This is a genomic window from Metabacillus sp. cB07 (genome assembly GCF_016839225.1).
In the GTDB taxonomy this organism is placed as follows: Bacteria; Bacillota; Bacilli; order Bacillales; family Bacillaceae; genus Bacillus_P; species Bacillus_P indicus.
In genome coordinates this window covers 2,190,055-2,207,099 of record NZ_CP069296.1, presented here as the reverse complement: position 1 = coordinate 2,207,099, position 17,045 = coordinate 2,190,055, and the positions used below count along the sequence as shown (strand labels likewise).

The window sequence follows — 17,045 nt, the reverse complement described above, 5'->3', positions numbered from 1 at the left end:
CCCGCTGTGTGTTAACGCACAGCGGGACTGACCCCTCGGCACGTTTATTCTTTTCAAAATGGTGGAAAAGGATATAATTGTGAATACATACAGAAAAATAGTCTTCTAGGGGGAAGAGGCAAGTGAAAATGAGTTCATCGATTTTAGAGGATATGAATGTTTATTCTCTGCTGGACCGGATAGGGGAAGGGCTAATTTTTGCAGATGATGAGTACCGCATTATCTGGATAAATCATGCGGCAAAAGAGATTCTCTCAAAAGTGGGGCCGCTTGCCGGAATGGCTGATCCTGAAGCATTCATCGGATTTGATATCCGGCACTTTCATGGGAAAAAGCAAAATGACATTCTTCAAAACGGTCCGTTTCCTCACAGTGCCCAGATCAGGCTGTTTAACCGGTTCACAGCTAAGATCGTTGTGGACAAACTGACCAATCTTCAAGGAGAACAGACAGGATTTGTCCTGACATGGCGTGATGTAACAGATTATGAAGATGTGATAGAAGAGGGGAAAGCGCTGCTTGAGGAAATGTATACGCCCATCATCGGCACTGCACTCGACTCTGCTCTTTTGATCGCTCTGACTGGAACTCTGACAGAAGAAAGAATGGAAAAAATGAAAGAGAAGATCCTGAGGGAAGCCGCCGAGCGGAGAGCTGAATATATGATTTTCGACTTTACAGGCATAAGCGAGACGTTCGATGAAACAATTGCGTTTCATCTTAATCAAATTGCAGAAGGCCTGCGGCTTATTGGGACCGTATCCATCTTTGCAGGAATGAACCCAAAGCTTGTGCAGCATATCACTCATCAGGGATATACACTGAATGTAAAAACGTTTCAGTCCTTCAAACAGGGGATTTTTTATATCTGGAAAGAAAAAGGGTATGCACTCCAAAAAATTACCGGACAGCCTTCTTGATGGGGCTGTTTTTCTTTTTGTCTTCTATAAAAACTTCTGTGTCTAAGTAATTTTTATTCATCCTGCATAATCAGTTCTCAACTGCAGAAAATAAAGTGAATAAAAATTTGGGAGGCATGCTGAATGAATAAGGTCTTAATGACAGGAACAGCCATTTTCTTCTCTGTTTTGATTGCAGCCGGATGCGGAATGGATAACAATGCTCGTGAAAACGACAACATCATGAACAACGAGCTTAAGAACGTCACATATGACGAACAAACCAATGAAAACCGCGAAAACCGCATGAGTGTAGCCGACGATGCAGCAAAAAAAGTGGCAGACATGAAAGAAATCAAATATGCGAATGTCATTGTTCTTGATAATACGGCTTATGCAGCCGTTATGCTTGAGGGCAATCCAAAAGGCAAACTGTCTGATGATTTAAAGAACAGAGTAGCCGATCAGGTACGATCAACTGACCGCGATTTGGACAACGTGTTTGTTTCGGAAAATCCGGACTTTTTTGACCGTGTAAAAGACTACGGCGATAAAATCCGCAACGGCGAGCCGGTTTCAGGATTGGCAGATGAATTCGGTGAAATGGTGAAGCGTATGTTTCCCCAGTCTAAATAACTGATTGAACGGGCCGCAGCCAGTCTGCGGTCTATTTTCTTGTTAAAGGTTTTTGTATCAATGAAAAAGGGGATATAAAGAAAGCCATTATTTTGTTGTAGGGGGAGTTTTATTGTCAAGGTCTAAATTTGCAGGCTATAAAAAGAAACGCCTGTTGGTCATTCTGCTTATTTTTATTGTTTTAACAGGTACTGTTATGTATCAAAGCTATAAGCCTCTTCCAGACGGTCTTTCGTATGAAGGGAAAGTCCGCAAGGTGGAGGACGTCGATTTTTTATATGACCTGACGTATCATAAAGAAAACAGGGTCAAATCAGACCGGATGATATTTGATGCTGTGCTTAAAGCGATTGATGATGCTGAAGAATTTGTTGTGATTGATTTATTTTTGTTTAACGGCTATTACAATAAGGGAGAATCATATCCCGATATCAGTGCTCAGCTGACAGAAAAGCTGCTTCAAAAAAAGAAAGAAAATCCCGACATGCCGATTGTCTTTATTACAGATGAAATCAATACCTCATACGGGTCACACAAATCAAAGGAGCTTGAAGCATTTAAGGATGCAGGCATAGATGTCGTTCTGTCGGATATGGAGCCTCTCCGCGATTCAAATCCGCTGTATTCCAGTGTCTGGAGAACGTTTTTTCAATGGTTCGGCCAGTCAGGAAAAGGCTGGGTGACTAATCCGTTTGGAGATACAGCTCCTGATATGACGGTAAGGTCTTATTTAAAGCTCTTTAATGTAAAGGCAAATCACAGAAAGGCGGTCGCAACGGAGAAAATAGCAATAGTCTCGTCCGCAAATCCTCACGATGCCAGCGGGTTTCATTCCAATACAGCTTTTCAGGTAAGCGGAAATGTCATTGCAGATGTACTCGAATCTGAACAGGCTGTATCGGACTATTCCGGAGGGCCCAAGCTTCCTGAGTACACTGAGTCAGGTAATGAAAAAGGGAATATAGATGTGCAGGTGCTGACTGAAGGGAAAATATATGAGCATTTGCTGTCGTCAATCAGAGCTGCAGAAAAAAATGATGTCATTTGGATGGGTATGTTTTATTTAGCTGACAGAAAAGTGATCAACTCGCTCGTTGAGGCATCTAACCGCGGCGTTAAGGTGAACATGATCCTTGATCCGAATCAAAATGCCTTCGGCCAGGAGAAAATCGGACTGCCTAACCGGCCTGTTGCTGAAGAACTGATGGAAGATACGAAAAACAAAGCGAGTATCAGATGGTATAACACAACAAATGAACAGTATCATCCAAAGCTTCTTTATATTAAAGGGAAAAAGAAATCCACGATCATCAGCGGTTCGGCGAATTTCACAAAACGTAATCTTGATGATCTTAACCTTGAGAATGACTTGAAAATTTCCGCCCCTCAGGATGAGGATGTTATGAAAGAAGTGGAAGCGTATTTCACAAAACTCTGGACGAATGACGGAGCAGAATATACGCTGAATGTTGAAAAATACAGAGATGACATGCCGGTATTCAAAAGGGGCATTTATGCTCTGCAGAAATTCTTCAGGTTTACAACCTTCTAAACTCCGGGATTGGCTGCGGAGTTTTTTTTGTGAAAATAATAAATTTTAAAGGGAAATCGAGGGGGTGAATCTAATAAAAAGATTAGAGGTGATAATGGATGATGCTTAAAGAATACAAAGACCGCCGCAAGTACATTGAAAAATCAGAACCGCTGCTTATGAGACAGGAAGCAGAGAATAACTTGGCACTCGGACTTCTGTCTGTTTTCAAAAAGACGGTTCCGCCATCAGAGGTATATACGGCTCTGATGGAAACAGAAGGGGCAGTTGCGTCAGCGCTTCTTATGACACCCCCTCATAATTTAATCCTTACATATAATGACGATGTAATGAGTGAAAGATTGATTGCTGAAATGGTCAGTCAGCTGACCTCTGCAGGGGTTTCTGTGCCGGGTGCTGTCGGAGAAAGGTACTGGACAGAGAGATTTGCCAAAGAGTGGGCTGTGCAGACCGGGGGTAGAGCCGACATTGTGATGGAACAAAAAATTTATCAGCTTCATGAGGTGCAGCCTGCTGCTGGCAGTGAAGGAAGCTTTCATAAAGCAAAACTTGAACACCTCCCGCTCTTAACAGAGTGGATGGCGGACTTTATGACGTTTACAAACGAGCCTCCGATTACGACGCTCCAGGCAGCAGAAAGAATGAAGAAATTTCTCGCGGAGGACTCTGTTTACATCTGGTCTGTTGACGGAGTGCCTGTTTCGATGGCAAAAAAATCACGGGCAACTAAGAACGGCATAACGGTATCCCTTGTGTACACACCGGTGAAATTCAGGGGAAGAGGATATGCGAGCAGCTGCGTTGCTGCACTGAGCACTGAGCTTTTAAAGGATTATTCATTCTGCACGCTCTATACAGACCTGTCAAATCCAACATCGAACAGCATCTATCAGAAGATAGGCTATAAGCCGATCCAGGATTCTGTGATGATTTCATTTACAGATCAAGGGGCAGTGTGAATGCTTCCGATCCACTCTTATACTCAAGATTGCCTCTGACCGGCAGTCTTGGGTTTTTTTTGTGATTGGATGGAGCAATGACTACATGAAATGCTGGTGATTCAACGCTCTTGCGGAAAATGGCACCTTAAAAATTGCTCGAGGGTGAGCATAGGGTACCATATTGGCGAAATGCAACCCTATAAATTGGTTGCGGCTGAATAGAGGGTACCATACTGGCGAAATGCAACCCTATAAATTGATTGCGGCTGAATAGAGGGTACCATAGTGGCGAAATGCAACCCTATAAATTGATTGCGGCTGAATAGAGGGTACCATACTGGCGACATGCAACCCTATAAATTGGTTGCGGCTGAATAGAGGGTACCATAGTGGCGAAATGCAACCCTATAAATTGATTGCGGCTGAATAGAGGGTACCATACTGGCGACATGCAACCCTATAAATTGGTTGCGGCTGAATAGAAGGTACCATATTGTCAAAATGCATCCCTATAAAACGCTGTCGCAGAAATATAGGTTACCATTCAGGCGAAATGCAACCCTATAAATCGCTCACGGCTGAATAAAGGGTACCATTCTGGCAACACGTATCCTCATAAAAAGCGCGAATAACGCGATTTTTCATCTGACTGAAAGGGTTGAATAGTCGGCTCCGCTTTTCGCATTGTCCAGCTCCATCAGCCAACTCCTCCATCAGCCAACTCCTCCGTCAGAACAAAATTGCCCAAAAAGGCAAACCCGGCCTTTCTGGTCAATTTCTTTTCTGCCTGTCGGAGCTAAACGGCTGATTCCGCTTTTCCGAGAGCATTCCATGGTTTCAATGTTTCCCAATTGTGGAAATGAAAGGTGAAAGGCGGTGGGAGGATGAAAACACAGGTTTTAGTCATTGGCGGGGGGGTTGGAGGGCTGACCGCTGCTCTGAAGCTTGCCAAGTGCGGGATAGATGTTTGCGTGGTAGAACAGACAAAGGGCTCCCCGCATTTATATAAAGGTGAGCTGCTTCAGCCAAAAAGTCTTGAAATCTTTGATGCTCTCGGATTAGCAGAGCCTGTTCTCAGATCAGGACACCGAATCAATGAAATTGAAATGAATGAAATGAAACGGAAGAAAGGTTCATATAGATTGCTTGGTTCAGCTGTCATGCGTTACGGAATCATTGAGAGCAAGTACAATTTTGCTTTGATGATCCCCCATGAAAAATTAAAGGAACTGCTGCTTGAAGAAGCCAAAAAGTTTCCTTCTTTCCATTACATACAGCCTGCACGATTCAAGGCATTCAATGATAATTCCGCAGCGATTGTATCAATAGGAAAAGAGGAAACGGAAATTCAGGCTGATTATTTTATCGGTGCTGAAGGAAGAAAATCCAACGTCAGAAAGGCGATGAACGTCAGCCTGAATGAGCATGCATATGACCATCACTTTTTAACTGTTACGTTCAAAAGGCCTGCAGATATGACGGAAGGAAAGATCATCTCTACGCCGCATGCTTTCCTCGGACTCTTTCCCCTTCCCGACAATGAAGTCAGAACGGTTTACCTCATCCAATCAGGTGCCTATCAGTCCCTCAAGTCAAAGGGCATTGAACATCTTCACAGCAAGTATATTGAGTTGTGTCCCGAGCTTGATGGCTATGTGACCGAACTAAGGGAGTGGAAAAAAATACAGCTGATGATTCCCGTACACTTCCACGCAGATTCATATGTGTCGGGGAACATGGCGATTCTCGGAGATTCTGCGCACAGCGTGCATCCAATGGCAGGGGAAGGCATGAATCTTGCCATACAGGACGGAGATGTCCTCGGTGAGCTGCTTTGCTGGATGTACAGGCATAATGAACACAGTCAGGATAACTTAAAGTGGTATGAGAAAGTTCGCAAATCAAGGGTGGATTTCATTTTAAGCCTCAGCCACCTGTCAGCTCTCGCTTATTCAAAGCCATTCAGGTACTTTGGTTCACTCAGAAACAGAAGCCTCAAACAGATGACAGATGATGAAAAGCTTCATACAAAGCAAATGCTTAACATTTCGGGGCTTGGAATTTGGAAGGAATCGTTTGTGGACAGGCTGATTCAGATCGGCCTGATGCCGGCGAGATCAATCCAGAATATTGAATTTTTGCATACCCGCTACATGTTCACGTATGAAAATGATTATCCTTGGGAAGCGAAAGGGAGGTACAGCCGTTGATGATTGCTGAATATGTAAGGCTTTTCAAAGCGAGGAGCTGGATGAAGAAGAACTTGCCGTTTTTATACAGCTGGCACGCATATGTCGGGTATGAACTTGATCTATTTGAAATATTCAAATCACCAAAAACGATTGAAGAGGTTGCAGCAAGTCATTCACTAGAAACAGAGATTCTCGAACGCTGGGTGGAAGTGGGGGTTTCTATTAAATATCTAAAAAAGGTTCCTAGAAATAAATTTAAAACCTCCAGAAGCTTTATGCTGCCTGACAGCAAGCGCGATCCAAAGTCTGTCGGCATTTTGCTGAAAGAAATGATGGAGCTGCACATCCCCGCACTGTTGACTTACCCTTCCATTATGAAAACAGATGAACGCCAGACCTTTGATCATAAGCAGCACGGTGCAACGGTTGCAGAAACCTCTGCTATGCTGGAACAGCTGGCTTATCCTAAGCTTGTGCAGATCCTGAAGAAAAACAGCATCCATACGGTTGTGGATGTAGGCTGCGGACACGGGGGCTACATGCAGAAGCTGTCCAAGTCTTTTCCGGATTTAACATTAACAGGTGTTGAGGTTAATAAGGACGTGGCAGAAGAAGCCGCCCATCGCTGCAGCGAGCTCAAAAACATTTCAATTGATTGTATGGATATTGAAGAATGGTCGCCGGAAAATAAAGCAGACCTGATCATGATGAATAATCTGCTGCATTATCTCTCTCCCGAAAAACGTCCGAAGGTCATCAGCAGATTAAGCAGCTCTCTTTCTCCAAATGGAATGATTACCATTATTACGCCAATTCGAAAGCCGAAGCATGGAAAGCAGTTTTCAAGTGTCTTTAATAGTTTTTTTACTGCTTTTGATAATTTGTACGCCCTTCCTACTAAAAGAGAACTGGATGCTCTTGCAAAACAGTCCGGCATGAGGCTTCAAAGCCTGAAACCAATCATACGTGAAGGCGGCTGGTATTTTGCCATTCTTGTCAACAATGGGGGCACAAAAGCCGATTGAATATGTTCGATTAAAAAGGCCAACTGCTTTAAAGTTGGCCTTTTTAATCGAACCTCGGGGTGCAAGCTATATTAATTGAATCTTACGGATTTTGAGATTATACTTGGAACTGGATGTGTTTACCATTTGACATACATACTATATGACCGCTTTGGAGGATATCATGAATTTAGCAAATAAATCTGCCCTGGTGACAGGAGCTTCCCGGGGACTGGGAAAAGCTATTGCTTTGGAGCTCGCTCGCCAGGGAGCAGAAGTTTACTTGAATTACGCTGCGTCAGAGCAGCAGGCGCTGAACGTGCTTTCACAGATAAGAGAGCAGGGGGGAAAAGCGTATCTTGCCCAGGGAGATCTTACTTCCGAGGAAGGAATCAGACAGGCAGCCGGGGGAAGGACGTATGACATACTTGTTAATAATGCCACAGGTCCTCAGCCGGAGCTGTCATTGGAAGAGGCAACATGGAAAGACTACGAAGACCAGCTTGTCTTTTTCGTAAAAGCTCCGCTGCTTCTGCTGAAAAAAGTTCTGCCTGGAATGAAGCAAAAAAGAAACGGTTCAGTTATACATATCGGCAGTGAAGTCATAACTCTGGGAAACTCTCATTTTTCAAGTTATGTAACGGCAAAATCAGCCATGCTAGGAATGACCAGGTCATGGGCAAGTGAACTCGGAGAATACGGCATCCGGGTTAATTTAGTCAATCCGGGCTTTATTCCGGTAGAGCGTCATCGTGATGTTGGGGCAGATGACCTTGCCGCCTATAAATCAGGCGTTCCACTTAATAGAATGGGAACACCTGAGGAGCTAGCCAAGACGGTTGCCTTTCTGGCGTCAGATGAGTCAGCTTATATAACAGGACAAACGATTACAGTGAATGGCGGTCACACATTTGGCATTTAGTTCAGCGGACGATCCTCAGATGCTTGTATGATCTGCTCTTTCATAGCTCGAAAGAATGATTCCGTTTCATTGCTGTCTGCTAATTTAGCCTGTGCCTGATTTTCGCTTCCGCCGCCTTTGCCGCTGAACGCTTTCAGGCACTCTCTAATTGTATGGCCGGCATGAATGCTGTTTTTTTGACTGAACAGAACTGCGTGTTCACTCTTCGAACCCAGCAGGACAATATCCTTTCCGCTTTCATGAAATGCTGCCGCCAGGAACTGAAGGTCTTTCAGCGATGATCTTTCTTTGAGGACTGCTGCCATTTTTCCAGGCTGGTCATTGTTCATTTTTTCTGCTAGCAATAAAGCATTCTCAGCTTTTAGAAATTCCAATTCTTTGTGCAGCTGTTTCATTTCCTGTTCTATTGAACGGAGCCGCTCAGGGATCTCTGTCTGTGAGGATTGAAAAAAGCGCGCTGTATGTTTAACAAGTCTATGTGCTTCCTGAAACTCTGACAGAGCCCGAAAGCCGCATATAAAATGAAGCCTGATCCTTCCTTTTTGTTTTTCCGTTTTCAAGAGCTTCACAAGGCCAATTTCACCTGTTCCTGCTGTGTGTGTACCGCAGCATGCTGAGGTATCGATCCCATCAATTTGAACAATGCGAAGGGGTCCATCCACTTCTGGAACCTTTCGCAGCGGCAGGTTTTTAAGATCATCTGAACCGGCAAAAAAGGTACGGATTTTTCGATTTTCAAAGATATAGTGATTGGCTTTGTTTTCAATTTCGGTCATTTGATCTTCAGATAAGTGCGGAGTATTCAGATCGATCGTGACGGTCTCTGATCCAAGATGAAAGCTTTCAGTTTCATAACCGTACAGTTCAAGGCACACCGCCGACAGAAGGTGCTGTCCTGAGTGATGCTGCATGTGATCTATTCTGCGGCGGCTGTCGAGAAAGCAGTTTGCAGACATCCCTGCAGGATATTCAGACACAATATGGTAAAGTTCATTCTCATCTTCTATTAAATCAAGAACTGGAACCGCTGCGATCGTCCCGATATCAGATGGCTGGCCGCCGCCTTCAGGATAAAAGGCGCTCTCTTTGAGAACAACAGCTTTTCTCCCATCTATAACTGTACAGCGGACAATCTCCGTCTGCCATTCAAACGTTTTTGGGGAAGTATAATAGAGCTTTTCAGTCATAAAGGTTAGTCCTTTCGTCGTGGAATGTCTTACATTCTATCAAAAACGGAGTGAATTTGCGTAAAGATTGTTAAGATTTCAGAAAAATTAGCAATACGAAGGAATTGTTGTATCTACTTAACACGTTATGTGTTACGCTTAATCTAACAATCTTATATTGCGCAATCCCTTTTCCGTTGTCCTCAGGCTGATAAAAACATACAAACGATTGGTAGGTGATTTTTATGAATCCCGTAGAAGAAATGAGTCAATTGTTTATTGATGGGGAACTTGGCCTTTCGTGGAGCTTATTGAACAGTCTGCTAGAAACGGATACGACAAGCACTGAGGTGTATGGCTTTTTATCAGATACTATGGACAATGTACTGGAACTCTGGGAAATGAATCGCGCAACAGTAGCGGATGAATATGTTGCAGCGGCTGTCTGCAAATCGATGATTGCAACCTATTACTACCAAAAAGTTGAAAAAATACATACACACTCCAATTTATCACTGCCTGCAGCAGTTAAACCGCGCGTTATGCTGCTTTCTATGAGAAATGAAGATCATGCGGTCGGAGGCATTATGACTTCTTTCTTGTTTAGAGAATTTGGCTGGGAAGCATGCTGCATTGAATCAAATGTTTCGATGGATTACATTTGTCAGTACGCCGAACGCTGGAAGCCTGATGTGATTGGATTCACAACCAGTCTTGTTTCAAATATTCCAGCTGTTATTGAATACGTCTCGCAATTGCAGAATCTGTCATTTTCCCCAACTGTTATGCTTGGCGGAAAACAGACAAGTGATTTTGATGTCGATTATTACTGCCCTCCAAACACCGTGGTGATTCAAAACATAGTCCAGCTGACAAGCTGGCTTCAAAATTCTAATTCAAGGACTGAACGCCATGGAAATGCAATTAATCGCAAGTAAATATGATAAAATCCCATTTCCTTACTTTCTGGTGGACAGAAAGCTGAATATTGTTTCAGTATCAAGATGTACGTTTACTATTTTCGATGAAGAATTAAACTTTCTTGATGTTGTAGGAATCGGTAGCAAGAAAAAAGCGGCAAAATTTATTCTCGACACGCCGTCGATTACAAAAATAGAGCTGAATTTAAAAACAAAGTCAAACCCGATGACGCTTTTTGATGTCTATATTCAATATGAGGGGAAAAATTTCATCCATATATTCTGCATAGACAAAGAGGAAAGTGTCGATCAGATTTATCAGGCAGTAAAAACGCTTGAAGGTGATTTGCTGTATGCTAATTTAAATCTCCTGGAAAAACAGGAACAGCTCGAAAAGTCTCTTCAGCAGATGAAAGAAATAGCCATTAAGCAGGACAGTCTGGCAACCGTAGGTCAGATTGCTGCAAGCATCGCACATGAAATACGCAATCCGCTGACAAGCGTTAAAGGTTTTCTGCAGCTCCTGAAGCCGCATTTAATTGAGATTGGAAAAGGGCACTATGCCGATGTTGCGCTTGAAGAGCTGAACCGCGCTAATGAAATCATTTACGAATTTCTCAATAATTCAAAAACGCCGATTGAAACGAAACAGCCTGTGCTTTTAAGCAAACTTCTGAATGATATTGTCCTGATCTGCAAAAGCGAAGCCATCCTGACAAATTGCGAATTAACGTGCAGCATCATTGATGAGGAAGTCTATCTGAATGTTGATATTAAACAGATGAAGCAAGTACTCCTGAACATGATGCGAAATGCAATGGAAGCTATTCAGATCAGCAAGCAGAAAAAAAACGGAAACATATCCATTACGACTAGGCTTGACAGCGGCAAAATCGTAATTCAGGTGAAAGATAACGGAATCGGAATGAGCCAGGATACCCTGAATTCTCTGTTTAAGCCTTTTTTCACAACAAAAGAACAGGGAACCGGCATCGGACTCTCTGTCTGCATGGAAATCGTTAAAGCCAATAACGGGAATATTGATGTCATCAGTGAGGAAGGGTATGGATCTGCTTTCAGCATTACCCTCCCTGTTAAATAAGAAAAAACCGGATTGTGCCGCAATCCGGTTTTTTCGCACATACTAAAACAAAGTGCATGATCAGTCAAAAAAAGAAATAAAATTCTATTTTAAGCGTATACTAGTTAAAAAAAGGAGTTATGCGCATGTACTTTGCTAAAAAGGGTGCTGAAGAGCCAGTTACTATCATCGAAGATACAACTGTATACGCTTGCGAATCCGAGTCCTGCAACGGCTGGATGAGAAAAGATTTTTCAACGGAAGATCTGTCATGTCCGATGTGCGGAAGCACTATGGCAGAAGAAGTGCGTGAACTTCCCCAAATTAAAATGGATTATAATCCTTTCAGTAAATAAGTGCAGGCTGCCTATAACGGCAGCCTATTCCTTTTAGTTAAGGTCAGGCATGCTGGACGAAAGCAGAGCTGCAGCAAGAGGGTCTGTTGACGAAAACTGCAAAAATTTGTTATAATGAAAAGACGCTATTCACTGGGTATAAAGAGTCATCACGTCAAGGGTACTTTTTATAAGCAGTGAATTTTTTTTGTCATCACGTTTATGATTTTCTGTAAACATTGATAAGATCAGAGAGGAGAGTCATGAATGTACAGGAAAAAGCCTGAAGAAATTATTACTGAAGAAACGAAGGTGTGGATCTGCACATCAGACAGCTGTAAAGGCTGGGTCAGAGACAACTTCAAAAGCAGCGAAAGCGAGATTCCTGTCTGTCCGCTTTGCAAGAGCGAAATGAAATCAAGCACAAAAGAACTTGAAGTCATTAATAACCATAAAAAATATTAAGAACTCCATAACGGAGTTTTTTTTATTTCAGCAAAAGTTGATTTTCGCCAATTTCATAGCCAGAAAGAATGATCCCATGTAAAATAATAAGAAAAAACGTTTACTGGAGTGATTTTAAGGTGCTAGATCAGGCAAAAGAACATTTGAAGCATTATTTCGGCTATTCAGCTTTCAGGCCGGGACAGGAAGAAATCATTACAAATGTCCTTAATAGAAAGCATGCAGCAGGCATTATGCCCACCGGAGGGGGAAAGTCGATCTGCTACCAGATTCCGGCTCTGATCCTGCCGGGAATTACCCTCGTCATTTCTCCGCTCATCTCCTTAATGAAAGATCAAGTAGATTCTCTTGACCAAGCAGGCATTAAAGCGACCTTCCTGAACAGCACCCTTTCCCATTCGGAAACAACATCAAGGCTTGCAGACTTAAGGAATGGTCTTTATACCATTCTTTATATTGCTCCTGAAAGACTCGAATCCCCGGTTTTTATGGAGCAGCTCACGTCGATGGACGTTTCGCTTGTCGCTGTAGACGAAGCTCATTGTATTTCGCAGTGGGGCCATGATTTCCGTCCAAGTTATTTAAAAATAACGGATTTGAAAACAGCCCTTCCTTCAAACCCTGTTTTTCTTGCGCTGACTGCAACCGCCACACCCCAGGTAAGGAAAGACATCTGCAGCACTCTCGGCATATTGGGTGAGCATACTACTGTAACTGGGTTTGAAAGAGAAAACCTTTCGTTTCGCGTAAGCAGAGACGGGGACAGGATTCCCTTTTTAGAGAAGTACATTGCCGGCCGCAGTGAAGATACAGGTATTATTTATACAGCCACTCGAAAAGTTGCAGATCAGCTGTATGAACGTCTCTCAAAGAAGGGGATCAGGGCGGGGAAATATCATGGTGGTATGAGCGATGCAGATAGGACCAGTGCCCAGGATCTATTTCTAAATGACGACGTTCAGGTCATGATTGCAACAAATGCATTCGGAATGGGCATTAATAAATCAAATGTGCGTTATGTCATCCACTTTCAAATGCCAAAAAATATGGAAAGCTACTACCAGGAAGCGGGAAGGGCAGGCCGAGACGGGCTTGAAAGTGAATGCATCCTTTTGTTCTCTGCACAAGATGTTCAGGTTCAGCGGTATTTGATCGACCAATCATCCTTTCATAAGGAGAGACAGCATTCAGAGCTCGTTAAACTGCATCAAATGCGTGATTTTTGCTACACAGAAGGCTGCCTTCAATCCTACATCCTGTCCTATTTTGGGGACGAAGCAGCTGAGCCATGCGGAAAATGCAGCAACTGCAAAGATGAGCGGACTAGCGAGGATGTCTCAAAAGAAGCCCAAATGGTCTTGTCATGTATGATCCGCATGGGGCAGAAATTTGGCAAGACGATGATCAGCCAGGTGCTGACTGGTTCATCTAACAAAAAAATCAAGGATTTTAACTTTCACGAGTTGTCTACTTACGGGATCCTGAAACATAAAACAGCAAAAGAAGTCAGTGAATTTATTGATTTTCTGACCTCAGAACAGTTTATTTCGATAACAGGCGGACAGTTTCCGGTGCTTATCATCGAGGAGAAGGGGCTGCAGGTTTTAAAAGGCTTGGAAACTGTTACTAGAAAAGAGCAAACACGGATTGTGCAAAAGGCTCCTGATGACGAGCTTTTCCTTGTACTTAAGGCTGTAAGGAAACAGCTGGCCGAAGAAGAAAATGTTCCTCCGTTTGTTATCTTCTCGGATAAAACGCTGAAGGATATGAGTCTTCAGAAACCTGAGACGAAAGAAGCATTCCTCTCTGTCCAGGGAGTAGGAGAAGTAAAACACCAAAAATACGGCCGCATTTTTGCAGATGCGATTTCAGCCTTTTTAAAGGATCTTCCAGAAAAAGAAGAGCCCGGACGCGTAAAAAAAGAGCGAAAAGAATCTTCGCATCTTGATACGCTAAAGCTTTATCAGGAAGGTTTATCTGTTAAAGAAATAGCCGGAAAGAGAGATTTGTCTCCTGTCACAGTTGAAAATCATCTGCTGCGCTGCGCAAAAGAAGGCCTGAATATCGACACGGACAGCTGGGTTCCGGATGAATATGCCGGGGAGATAGAAGCGGCGATTGACGCACACGGCACAGATGTGCTGAAACCCATTAAAGAAAGTCTTCCAAACGATGTGACCTATTTTATGATTAAAGCTGCCATTGTAAAAAGAGAGAGCATGAAAGAAGTTCATTGATCAAAAAAAGCTGACACCAGTCAGCTTTTTTTTTGACCTATTTAAGAGAGAAAACTTTCTTCCAGTTCTTCAATAAGTGAACCTGCATAAGCGACTGCCTGTCTGATCGAGTCAGGGCTGGTCATATCGACGCCTGCTTCTTTAAGGAGCTCGACCGGTTTTTTGCTTCCGCCGGATTTCAGTACATTTATCCACCTGTCAACGGCAGGCTTTCCTTCATCTTCAATGAATTGAGAGACTAGTGTTGAGGCTGTCAATCCTGCTGAATACGTGTACGGATATAAGCCCATGTAATAATGAGGCTGCCTCATCCATGTAAGCGATGCTCCCTCATCAAGTGTAACTGCCTCTCCCCAGAATGATGAAAGGACATCTCTTTTATGGTTTGAAAGCATGTTCGCCGTAATTGGCTGTCCGTTTTCAGCGGATTCATAAACCCGGCGCTGAAATTCGCCTTCAAGCAGGTGAGTCACAAAATTATGATAGTAAGTCCCGAGAAGCTGCAGGATTACCCATCGTCTCATCCGCTTATCCTGTGTCTTTTTCAGCAGGTGTCTTCCAAGCAGCATTTCGTTAAGAGTTGACGGCGCCTCAACGAAATACGTGGAAGGACGTGTATTCATGATCCGCTGATGCTTGTTGGCCAGATAGAAATGCCCTGCGTGGCCAAGCTCATGGGCAAGTACAAAAGCACCCCTCATCGTATCCTGCCACGTCATCAAAATATACGGGTGTACGCCATATGGACTTGAACAGAACGCGCCGGTTGATTTCCCAACGTTATCAGCAAGATCGACCCATCTGTCAGACAGCGCTTTTTTCATGATCTGAGTGTACTCAGGCCCCATTACATCCAGTGCTTCAAGGATGATGTCGCTTGCCTCCTGATACGTTGTTTTTGGATTGAATTCTGTGTCAAGCGGAGCTTTTAAATCGCAATAACGCAGTTCGTCAAGTTTCAGAACACGCTTTTTAAGTGCAGCAAATTTCCTCATGTGAGGAGCAAGTTCTGCCTGAATAATATCAAGCTGATTGCTGTACATCTCTTTAGTGACATGCTGAGGTTTAAGGAGCATGTCAGTTACAGACGGATAGTTTCTGAGACGTGATAGGGCCACCTGTTTCTTTACTTCTGCAGCATAGGCGGATGCGACTGTATTTTTGTAGTTTTTAAGAGTAGAAACAAACGAGTCGTAGGCCTTTCTTCTAACGTATGTATTTGACGAAAATTCATATCTGTCTTCATAGAGTGCAAATGAATTCGAGAGAAGATTGCCGTCTTCATCTTCGACGGATTCAAATGTCATATCTGCAAGCTTTGCGTTCTGATAAATTTTGTAAGGTGCCCCGTGAATCTCGCCGAGTGAAGCCAGAACTCGCTCTGATTCTTCTGAAAGACGGTGCGGTCTTAATTCTCCTAAATCCTGCAGTTTTCTTGAAAATGGCTCGAGCCTGTTTTCTTCTTTTATAAAAGCTTCAATTGTTTCCTCCGGAAGGCTGAGCAGTTCTGACTCAATGAACGATGTTTTTCCCTGAACGCCTGACAGCAGGGCTGCAAACAGTGAGGAGTTCGCCTGGTTATCAGGGCATGTTCCATCTGCCGATTGAAGAAGGCTGATGTAGGTTCCCGCTCTGACAAGCTTTTTAGACAGATGTTCCTCTGCTTCAAGGCAGGCAAGAAGGGAGGAGGCTGAATTTCCCAGAGTGCCCTTATATGCTGCAAGTTCAGCTGCATCATGTTCGATTGCGGCGAGTTCCTTTTCCCAGTCAGCCTGAGAATCAAATAAATCTTCCAGATTCCAAGTCAGTGCTTCAGGCACCTCTGTTCTGGATAATCTCTTTTCGATCACTTTTTCCATATATAATCCTCCGATTTCCATCAACTTGTTTCGTGCTTCTAAATAAGTATACTGATTATTTTTAAAAATGAACAGATTATTCTGAATAAACAGAAGGAAAAATGATGTTTCGTAAAGAAATCATTAAGGGTATGTACGCAATATGACATTAATCTACAGGGAGGAATCATGATGACGATTCAAAGCACGAACGATAACACGCTTCAAACAACAAACACAGCAGTTCAATCGGCTGTAACAGCAGCACCGGAAGTGAAAACAAAGTCGAAAGGCAGCAAGCTTGCTGCGGGTATTCTCGCTGGAGCAGTAATCGGCGGATTGGTCACATTGTTTGATAAAAATACGCGGAATCAAGTGAAAAAGTCAGCGGCGGGCATTAAAGATTCCTCTGCAGAGGTTTTCACTCAAGTGAAAGAAAATCCAGGCGAAGTTAAAAATCAGGTTGTCACGCAGTTTAAATCCGCAGCAGATTCACTTAAAGATGCGATTAACGAGGCGAAACGACTGTATGACCGCCTAAATGAAGATGTAAAGGGCAACGTCAGCGATGTCATTCAAGCTTCGAATGAAACTCTGGCAACGGCCAAGGATGCTCAGCAGGATCTTGCAGCCATCGGCTCCAAGGTAAAGGAAGCAGGAGCTGAACTGACAGGCGGGAATGAGTCTGAAACAGAAAAAGCTCCGGAAACACCGCAAAATCAAACGTCAATCCCCGGCACAAATGCAGGGAAATTCTAAATAAACGGGAGCTGCCTGAGATCAGGCAGCTCTTTTTTTTATGTGAAAAGGTTCTGCATGCAAAGAAATTTCACATGCGTCTACTCCTTCAGCATCAT

At 43.3% G+C, this 17,045-nt stretch carries 15 protein-coding genes; 13 read left to right on the top strand and 2 right to left on the bottom strand.

Annotated elements, in window-relative coordinates; translation table 11 throughout:
- The first annotated feature begins 128 nt into the window (after positions 1–128).
- The 7 genes from JOJ89_RS11030 to JOJ89_RS11000 all read left to right on the top strand — a co-directional run bounded on the left by JOJ89_RS11030 (position 129) and on the right by JOJ89_RS11000 (position 8,146).
- A complete protein-coding gene (locus tag JOJ89_RS11030) occupies positions 129–920 on the top strand; it encodes an STAS domain-containing protein (protein WP_203287374.1) in 792 nt (263 codons plus the stop codon).
- A gap of 123 nt (positions 921–1,043) precedes the next feature.
- Positions 1,044–1,535 carry a YhcN/YlaJ family sporulation lipoprotein gene (locus JOJ89_RS11025; RefSeq protein WP_203287372.1) on the top strand — a complete coding sequence of 164 codons (492 nt, stop codon included), beginning with the start codon at positions 1,044–1,046 and terminating at the stop codon, positions 1,533–1,535.
- A gap of 112 nt (positions 1,536–1,647) precedes the next feature.
- Positions 1,648–3,087: a phospholipase D family protein gene (locus tag JOJ89_RS11020; protein ID WP_242524595.1), complete on the top strand. Its 1,440-nt coding sequence runs from the start codon at positions 1,648–1,650 to the stop codon at positions 3,085–3,087.
- 98 nt (positions 3,088–3,185) lie between these two features.
- A complete protein-coding gene (locus JOJ89_RS11015; protein WP_203287370.1) occupies positions 3,186–4,046 on the top strand; it encodes a GNAT family N-acetyltransferase in 861 nt (286 codons plus the stop codon).
- Between the two features lie 866 nt (positions 4,047–4,912).
- Positions 4,913–6,238: an FAD-dependent oxidoreductase gene (locus tag JOJ89_RS11010; RefSeq protein ID WP_203287368.1), complete on the top strand. Its 1,326-nt coding sequence runs from the start codon at positions 4,913–4,915 to the stop codon at positions 6,236–6,238.
- Positions 6,238–7,245, top strand: a complete 1,008-nt coding sequence (locus JOJ89_RS11005; protein WP_203290320.1) for a class I SAM-dependent methyltransferase — start codon at positions 6,238–6,240, stop codon at positions 7,243–7,245. The genes JOJ89_RS11010 and JOJ89_RS11005 overlap by 1 nt, the downstream gene beginning before the upstream one ends.
- 163 nt (positions 7,246–7,408) lie before the next feature.
- Positions 7,409–8,146: an SDR family NAD(P)-dependent oxidoreductase gene (locus JOJ89_RS11000; RefSeq protein ID WP_203287366.1), complete on the top strand. Its 738-nt coding sequence runs from the start codon at positions 7,409–7,411 to the stop codon at positions 8,144–8,146.
- Here JOJ89_RS11000 and JOJ89_RS10995 read toward each other — a convergent pair.
- On the bottom strand, positions 8,143–9,333 hold the full coding sequence (locus JOJ89_RS10995; RefSeq protein WP_203287364.1) for an alanyl-tRNA editing protein: 1,191 nt from the start codon (positions 9,331–9,333) through the stop codon (positions 8,143–8,145). The two genes, JOJ89_RS11000 and JOJ89_RS10995, sit on opposite strands and share 4 nt — an antisense overlap.
- A gap of 224 nt (positions 9,334–9,557) precedes the next feature.
- Between JOJ89_RS10995 and JOJ89_RS10990 the strand changes: the two genes are divergently transcribed.
- The 5 genes from JOJ89_RS10990 to recQ all read left to right on the top strand — a co-directional run bounded on the left by JOJ89_RS10990 (position 9,558) and on the right by recQ (position 14,350).
- On the top strand, positions 9,558–10,250 hold the full coding sequence (locus tag JOJ89_RS10990) for a cobalamin B12-binding domain-containing protein (RefSeq protein ID WP_029280845.1): 693 nt from the start codon (positions 9,558–9,560) through the stop codon (positions 10,248–10,250).
- Positions 10,225–11,334 carry an ATP-binding protein gene (locus JOJ89_RS10985; protein WP_051865306.1) on the top strand — a complete coding sequence of 370 codons (1,110 nt, stop codon included), beginning with the start codon at positions 10,225–10,227 and terminating at the stop codon, positions 11,332–11,334. The genes JOJ89_RS10990 and JOJ89_RS10985 overlap by 26 nt, the downstream gene beginning before the upstream one ends.
- A 125-nt stretch (positions 11,335–11,459) precedes the next feature.
- A complete protein-coding gene (locus JOJ89_RS10980) occupies positions 11,460–11,669 on the top strand; it encodes a cold-inducible protein YdjO-related protein (protein ID WP_029280847.1) in 210 nt (69 codons plus the stop codon).
- Between the two features lie 246 nt (positions 11,670–11,915).
- A complete protein-coding gene (locus JOJ89_RS10975; protein WP_029280848.1) occupies positions 11,916–12,113 on the top strand; it encodes a cold-inducible protein YdjO-related protein in 198 nt (65 codons plus the stop codon).
- Between the two features lie 119 nt (positions 12,114–12,232).
- Positions 12,233–14,350, top strand: coding sequence for a DNA helicase RecQ (gene recQ, locus JOJ89_RS10970; protein WP_203287362.1), 2,118 nt, complete (start codon positions 12,233–12,235; stop codon positions 14,348–14,350).
- A 41-nt stretch (positions 14,351–14,391) separates the two neighbouring features.
- Here the strand turns inward: recQ and pepF are convergent, their stop codons facing one another.
- Positions 14,392–16,209: an oligoendopeptidase F gene (gene pepF / locus JOJ89_RS10965; protein WP_203287360.1), complete on the bottom strand. Its 1,818-nt coding sequence runs from the start codon at positions 16,207–16,209 to the stop codon at positions 14,392–14,394.
- A gap of 168 nt (positions 16,210–16,377) precedes the next feature.
- Here pepF and JOJ89_RS10960 point away from each other — a divergent pair, with 168 nt between their 5' ends.
- Positions 16,378–16,947 (top strand): YtxH domain-containing protein, encoded by a 570-nt coding sequence (locus JOJ89_RS10960; protein ID WP_203287358.1) that lies wholly within the window; start codon positions 16,378–16,380, stop codon positions 16,945–16,947.
- Positions 16,948–17,045 lie beyond the last annotated feature (98 nt).